At 71.7% G+C, this 6785-nt stretch carries 9 protein-coding genes; all 9 read right to left on the reverse strand.

Going from position 1 to position 6785, the window contains the following annotated elements; translation table 11 throughout:
- Positions 1-1322 (reverse strand): PAS domain S-box protein (locus tag MEICH_RS24100; protein ID WP_036218444.1); only part of this gene is annotated, 1322 nt, incomplete at its 3' end.
- 426 nt (positions 1323-1748) lie between these two features.
- The gene (locus MEICH_RS0107260) at positions 1749-2324 is read right to left on the reverse strand and encodes a hypothetical protein (protein WP_027892057.1); all 576 of its coding nucleotides are present in this window, start codon (positions 2322-2324) and stop codon (positions 1749-1751) included.
- 16 nt (positions 2325-2340) lie between these two features.
- Entirely contained in the window at positions 2341-2778 is a 438-nt protein-coding gene (locus MEICH_RS24105) for a nuclear transport factor 2 family protein (protein WP_084542220.1), read from the reverse strand.
- Positions 2775-3188, reverse strand: coding sequence for a hypothetical protein (locus tag MEICH_RS24110; protein WP_051304025.1), 414 nt, complete (start codon positions 3186-3188; stop codon positions 2775-2777). Before MEICH_RS24110 ends, MEICH_RS24105 begins: the two co-directional genes overlap by 4 nt.
- On the reverse strand, positions 3185-4369 hold the full coding sequence (locus MEICH_RS0107275) for a zinc-dependent alcohol dehydrogenase (protein WP_027892058.1): 1185 nt from the start codon (positions 4367-4369) through the stop codon (positions 3185-3187). Before MEICH_RS0107275 ends, MEICH_RS24110 begins: the two co-directional genes overlap by 4 nt.
- A 25-nt stretch (positions 4370-4394) precedes the next feature.
- Complete coding sequence (locus MEICH_RS24115) at positions 4395-5042, reverse strand: SRPBCC family protein (protein ID WP_218916391.1); 648 nt, start codon at positions 5040-5042, stop codon at positions 4395-4397.
- Positions 5043-5185: 143 nt separating this feature from the next.
- The gene (locus MEICH_RS0107285; protein WP_027892059.1) at positions 5186-5377 is read right to left on the reverse strand and encodes a hypothetical protein; all 192 of its coding nucleotides are present in this window, start codon (positions 5375-5377) and stop codon (positions 5186-5188) included.
- Positions 5378-5392: 15 nt separating this feature from the next.
- Entirely contained in the window at positions 5393-5770 is a 378-nt protein-coding gene (locus tag MEICH_RS0107290; protein WP_027892060.1) for an SPW repeat domain-containing protein, read from the reverse strand.
- Positions 5771-5799: 29 nt separating this feature from the next.
- Positions 5800-6651 carry an SDR family oxidoreductase gene (locus tag MEICH_RS0107295; RefSeq protein ID WP_027892061.1) on the reverse strand — a complete coding sequence of 284 codons (852 nt, stop codon included), beginning with the start codon at positions 6649-6651 and terminating at the stop codon, positions 5800-5802.
- Positions 6652-6785: the final 134 nt, after the last annotated feature.

A 6785-nucleotide genomic window follows, 5' to 3' on the forward strand; every position in this document is an offset into this window, starting at 1 on the left:
CGCGCCAGCGCGGCGCTCACCGCCTGCAACGCCTCGGCCCGCCGCCGCGCCTGGCGCTCCTCCTCGAACAGCCGGGCGCGCTCGTAGGCGATGGCGGTCCGGTCGGCCAGGGCCAGGGCGAAGGCCCGCTCCCCCTCGTCCCAGGCACGGGGTTCGGCGAAGCCCAGGGAGAGCACCCCGAAGACCTCCTTCCCCCGCCGCAGGGGCAGGTGGGCGTTGGCCTCGAGGGTCAGGCGGGCGATGTCCCCGGCGAAGTGGGGGTAGCGCTCGAGGACGTGGTGCCGGTCGCGGTGGAAGACGGGCTCGCCGGTGCGGGCGGCCTCGGCGGCGGGGTGGAGGGCGTCGAGGGGGACGAGGCCGAAGCGCCGGGCGGTCTCGGCGTCGGCGTGGGTGCCCAGCACGTGCTCCTCCAGCGCCAGCCCCTGCGGCGTGACCAGCCGCAGGCCGCCCCCGTTGCTCCCGAGCGCCCCCAGCACCTCCTCCAGCAGAACCCGCCGCACCTCCGCCAGGGTCTGGGCCCCGGCCAGCCTCGCGGTGACCTCCTGCAGCGCCCGCAGCCGCTCCTCGGCCCGCCGGCGCTCGGAGATGTCGATCACGGAGATCAGCACGAAGTCGCCCTCGGGGGTGTGCATCGGGTTGAGGCCGATCTCCACGGGGACCTCGCGGCCGTCCTTGCGCAGGGCGAACAGCTCCCGCCCCGCCCCCATCGCGCGCGCCTGGGGGGCGGCCATGAACCCTGCGCGCTGCGAGCGGTGCTGCTGGCGGAAGCGCTCAGGCACCAGGTTTTCGACGGGCATGCTCAGCAGTTCCTCACGGCCGTAGCCGAACAGCCGCTCGGCCTGGGAATTGGTCAGCACCACCTGCCCTTCGCGGTTGACCATCAGCAGCGCGTTGGGGATCGACTCGACCACCTGCCGGAAGCGCTCCTCGGCCAGCCTGCGCTCGGTGACGTCGATGTCGACCCCCACCACGCGCAGCGCCTGGCCGTGGGCGTCGTGGATGACGATGGCCCTGCTGCTCACCCAGCGCACCTGCCCGCTCGGCAGGGCCACGCGGTACTCGAACTCGCGCGGCCGGGGCCAGCCCTCCCGGAGGTTGGCCTCCACCATGGAGCTGATGCGGGGGCGGTCGTCGGGGTGGACGCGCTCGAGGAAGGCCTCCACCCCGCCCCGGAAGGTGCCGGGCTCGAGGCCCAGCAGCCGCTCGAAGCCCGCCGTCCAGTGGTGGGTGTCGCTCACGACGTCCCATTGCCACCAGCCCACGCCTTCGGGCTCCAGCTCGGGGGTCGGCAGGAGGTTGGGTCTTGGCTGCTCGGGCTTCACCTCCCCAATTATCCATCCAAGTTCCAGGCTTTTCATGGGATGGATCAGGGGTCGGTTCCTGTTTGGGGTGTTTCTTTGCGGGTGGGGAGGGGGTGTGTTGCGGTGGGGTGGTTTGGTGTCCCCCGCTCCGCCGTCAGGGGAGCGAGGGGGAGGCCATTCCACATGGCGAGGGCATCGCGGTACGCGACCCGGCATACGCCGGAAACCTGCTCCCCCTGGGCTCCCCCGACACCCCGCCCACCCCCTCCCGCGTGAGCCGCACACCCCGGCCGGGGACGGGTTCGCAGGACGAGCGGGTGTCCCCTGGGGAGTAGGGCTGTAGTTGGCCCGCGGGGCGGGGCACGACCCCAGTGGATGATTTATCCCAACGAGGCGTTTAGCTATCGGCTATCGGCTATGGGCTATCGACTATCGACCATCACCCCCCTACTTCCTCCCCGGATTAGCCGTCTGGTCCTGCTCGAGCGACTCGCGCTCCTCGGGGCTGAGGGATTCGGTGCCGTCTTCGGGGGCGGGGCGTACGGGGATGCGGCCGCCGCTGGCCATTTGCCAGTCGGTGATCTCGAGGGAGGGGTTTTCGGCGGGGTCGAGGGAGTCCGGCGGGGTCGGGGGCTGGCTCTGGGGGGCGGGGTCGGGGCGCTGGCCCTCGACCGCCTCGCTGTGCCAGCCGGACTCGCTGGAGCCGGGGTTGGGCTCATAGAGGTCGGTCTCGCGGGAGAGGAGGGCCTGGCGGTCGGGCGGGGGCTGGTCCTCCTGGAGTTCCTCGACCGCGGTGACGGGGGCGTTCTCGGGCTCGTCGCCCTGGCCCACGAGCGCGGGCCCCGGCTGGATGTGCTCGGGGGCCTCGCCCACGCGGTCGGCGTCGCCGAAGACCTCGCGCTTGGTGAGGGGCTCGCCGGTCTCCACGCTGTAGCCGATGATCGCGTCGGGGCCGGTGTTCATCAGGGGCTCGTGGCCCGGCGTGTCGCCGGGGGTCTTGGGGTTTTTGGTGTTCTCAGCCATGGGTCCTCCTGGGGTCCTACCCGGTCATCTGGGGCCGGTCTTCGGGGGTGGGCTGGCCTTCCTTGACCTTGGCCCCGGCGGGGAGGAAGGCGGCGGAGTCGTAGTAGGTGCGCAGGCAGGCGACGGCCTCGCCCTTGAACTCGAGCACGCTCACGCCCCGGTAGCGGATGGGCTGGCCGCCGGCCAGGGTGCCCTCGGAGAGCCACTCGAGCGCGGCGGCGTGTTCGCCGAGCACGGCGGGGCCGAACTCGGTGCGGACGACCTCGAACTGGGCGAGGTAGCCCTGCCAGAAGCGGCGGGCGCCCTCCTGGCCGCGGGCGGGCTCGAGGTGGTTGAGGCGCATCAGCTCGGCCCCGGGGTCGAAGAGGGCCACCAGCGCCTCCACGTCGCCGCTGGCCTCGGCCCGTTGCAGGGCCTCCTGGAAGCGCCGGACGAGGTCGGGGGGCGGGGTCATGGGGTCACCACCGGGGGGGTGGGCTCGCTGGGGGCGGGCTTGGCCGGGCGCCGGGCCCGCAGCCAGGCCAGCACCAGCGCAGCCTCGGCCAGGGCGTCGAGCAGGTAGACCGCGCCGATGCGCCCGCCCAGCACGTAGCGCAGGTCGATGAACAGCAGCGCCAGGGCCGAGCCCACCGCCAAGACGCGCAGCTCGAGGCCGACCTGCCGCCGCAGCGCCCCTACCAGCAGCGCCGTCCCCACCACCGCGATCATCAGGCCCACCGTCACCACCAGCCAGTCGTCGGTCTTGGGGCCCGTTACCGCCTCGAAGCTGGCGAGGTCGAACAGCGGCCACAACCCGGTGGCGAGGTAGAACAGCGCCTGCGCCAGGGCCACGGCGCTCTCGGGGGGGCGGGGCAGGGCGTTCATGGCCGTAGCACCACCCGGCAGCACCCGTCGTGGTGGTTCTTGAAGGTCTCGAAGGCGCGGGGGGCCTCCTCGAGGCTCATGCGGTGGGTGATGGGGAAGGTGGCGTCGAGCTCGCCCTTGCTCACCTTCTCGAGCAGCATCCCCACGTAGCGCTGGGCGTGGAGCTGGCCCATGCGCAGGGTGAGGCCCTTGTTGAAGGCGGCGCCGATGTTGAACTTGTCGATCAGGCCTCCGTAGACCCCGATCACCGAGACGGTGCCGCCCTTGCGGCAGGCCTGGATGGCCTGCCGCAGCGCGAAGGGGCGGTCGCTCTCGAGCTTGAGCCGGGTCTTGATCTCGTCGTACAGCCGCCCGAAGCCGGTGCCGTGGGCCTCCATGCCCACCGCGTCGATGCAGCGGTCGGGGCCGCGCCCCCCGGTCATGTCGCGCAGGCGCTCGACGATGGTCTGGCCGTCGTGCTCGAGGCTGCGGAAGTTGACGGTCTCGGCCTGGCAGTGGCGGCGGGCGAGCTCGAGGCGCTGCTCGTCCTGGTCGATGGCGATGACCCGGCCCGCGCCCAGCAGCCAGGCGCACTTCATGCTGAACAGACCCACCGCGCCCGCCCCCCACACCGCCACGGTGTCGCCGGGCTCGATCTCGGCGAAGAGGGCCGCCTGGTAGCCGGTGGGCAGGGCGTCGGAGATGAAGAGCACCTGCTCGTCGCTGAGGCCCTCGGGCACCTTGACGGGGCCCACGTCGGCGTGGGGCACCCGCACGTACTCGGCGAAGCCGCCCGCGTAGCCGCCGAAGAGGTGGGAGTAGCCGAAGATGGCCGCCCCCGAGTGCCCGTAGACCTGCTCGGCGGCGTGGGCGTTGGGGTTGGTGTTCTCGCACAGGCTGTAGAGCTCCTTCTTGCAGAAGAAGCACGCGCCGCAGGCGATCACCGCGGGCACGACGACCCGGTCGCCCTTCTCGAGGTGGCGCACCTCGGGCCCTACCTCCACCACCTCGCCCATGAACTCGTGGCCGATGATGTCGCCGTGCTGCATGGTGGGGATGAAGCCGTCGTAGATGTGCAGGTCGGAGCCGCACACCGTCGCCAGCGTGGTCCGCACGATGACGTCGTCGGGGCGCAGGAGGAGGGGGTCGGGGACGCTCTCCACCCCCAGCCGCCCCACGCCCTGCCAGGTGACGGCCTTCACGGCCGGGCCCCCCGGGCGGGGGAGCTCACGTGCTGCTCCCCTCGACCTTGCGGCCCTGCTCGGCCGGCTGCCCCTTGCCCACGGGCTGGCCCTCGGTGGTGGCGGCGTGGCCGGTCTCGAGCACCTGCTGCAGGCGGCGCAGGTCGTTGGCGACCTGCTGCTCGGGGTTCTGCCCGATGAGCTTGGCCAGCGTCACGCCCAGGTGCCCGGCCGGGGGCTCGTACATCATCTCGAGCTGCACCAGCGTGCCGCGCTGGGGCCCGAGGTCCTGGAAGTGCACCACGCCCCAGTTGGGCAGCTCCGAGCCCGGCAGCGAGCGCCACGCCAGCCGCTCGCCGGGGCGGTCCTGGGTGATCTCGGCCTCCCACTCCAGCCGCATCTCGGCGGGGCCCTTGGCCACCCAGCGCGAGCGCTTGTCGTCGAGGACGGTGACTTTCTCGAGGTGCTCCATGAAGCGGGGGAGGTTGCTCAGGTCGCGCCAGAAGCGGTAGACCTCCTCGCGCGGGCGCATGACGGTGATGCTTCGCGTCAGGCGCACCGGGGCGTTGGCCCGCGCGAGGGGCTTGCGCAGCAGCACGTAGGCGGCGGTGCCCACCAGCGCCATCGCGGCGATCCTGGAGGCGACGGAGGCCCAGTTGGTCGAGCTTTCGCGGGTCTTGAGTTCTTCTCGCATGGCCTTCTCCTTTCGTCATACCGGATTCGAAAAGATAATCTCATTTGGCGGAAAAGTCAGAGGCTATCTTTTCGAATCCTAGAGCGCTCCCTTCGGCCCTGTCAGCTCGCGGCCGTCCGGCGCCGAGCTGACCGAATCTGGTATCAAAAGCGGCCCCGGGCACGGTGGGCCGGGTGGAACAGCCCGGGGGCGAAGCGCGTGGCGAGCACGGCGGCGGCCTCGAAGAGGCCCAGGTGGTGCCACGACAGCAGGTGCTCGAGCAGGCTCTCCTCGAGGAAGCCCAGCAGGCCCAGGCCCAGCAGCGCGGTAGGGGAACGGGCGATCTTCTTCCTCACGTCACACCTCCTCTCTCACGGCCGCGCCGCCCGCTCGGCGGCCCGGTCGGACGGGACGGTCTTGGTGGTCAGCGAGCCGGCGACCTCGGCCAGCCCCAGCACCAGGTGCGGCACCCACACCCGCTCGCTGAAGCCCAGCAGCCAAGGCGACAGCGCCAGGAAGGCCCCGCTCAGCAGGTCGAGCCACAGGTGCGTGGGCATGGGGATGCGCCGCGCCAGGCCCGCCTCGTTGTCGGTGAACAGGCTCACGAGCACCATGACGACCCCGAGCGCCACCGGGACCCAGGTGGCCGCCCCGTCGTCGCGGAAGCCGAGGAAGAAAGGGCTGGCGATGAGGAACAACCCCATCACGTAGTCGATGAGCCCGTGGACCGCCGTGGGAATGAACCGCATGTCACCCTCCTCGAGCGCCGCCGCGGGGCTCAGGTGTTGATGACCTCCCCGCCGTTGGGGTGCAGGATCTGCCCGGCGAAGTAGGAGGCGTCGTCGGAGGCCAGGAAGACGTAGCTCGGCGCGACCTCCTCGGGCTGGCCGGGGCGGCCCATGGGCACGTCCTCCCCGAACTTCTCCACCTTCTCCTCGGGGAAGGTCGAGGGGATGAGGGGGGTCCAGATGGGGCCGGGGGCCACGCCGTTGACCCGGATGCCCCGCTTGACCAGGTTCCCCGCCAGCGAGCGGGTGAAGGCCACGATGGCGCCCTTGGTCGCGGAGTAGTCGAGCAGGTGCGGGCTGCCGCGGTAGGCGGTGACCGAGGTGGTGTTGATGACGGCGCTGCCCTCCTTGAGGTGGGGCAGCGCGGCCTTGGTGAGGTAGAAGTAGGCGAAGATGTTGGTGCGGAAGGTGCGCTCGAGCTGCTCGGCGCTGATGTCCTCGAGCCGTTCCTGCGGGGTCTGCTCGGCGGCGTTGTTGACCAGCACGTCCAGGCGGCCGAAGACGTCGATCACCCGCTGCACCACCTGGCGGCAAACCATCTCGTCGCCCAGGTCGCCGGCGATGGCGATGCAGCGGCGGCCGTATTCCTCGACGCGGCGCTTGGTCTCCTCGGCGTCGGAGTGCTCCTGGAGGTAGGCGATGGCGACGTCGGCGCCCTCCTTGGCGAAGGCGATGGCCACCGCCCGCCCGATGCCCGAGTCGCCCCCGGTGACGAGGGCGACCTTGCCCTTGAGCTTGCCGCAGCCCCGGTAGCCGGGATCCTCGGCCTTTGGCTTGGGCTGCATCTGCGACTCGAGGCCCGGCGGCTCCATCGGGGGTTCCTGGCTTTTCTGCTGTGCCATAGTGCTCCTTTGCGCGATAGCTTCAGCGGCCGGGCGGGCCGCTGGGGTGCGTCGGAGGGGGGCCGCCCGCGGGGGCGTCGGAGGGGTGCTCCTGCAGGTCGAGCGCGCCGCTGTCGCGCAGCACGGCCCAGGCC

The sequence above is a fragment of the Calidithermus chliarophilus DSM 9957 genome (genome assembly GCF_000430045.1).
Taxonomy (GTDB): domain Bacteria; phylum Deinococcota; class Deinococci; order Deinococcales; family Thermaceae; genus Calidithermus; species Calidithermus chliarophilus.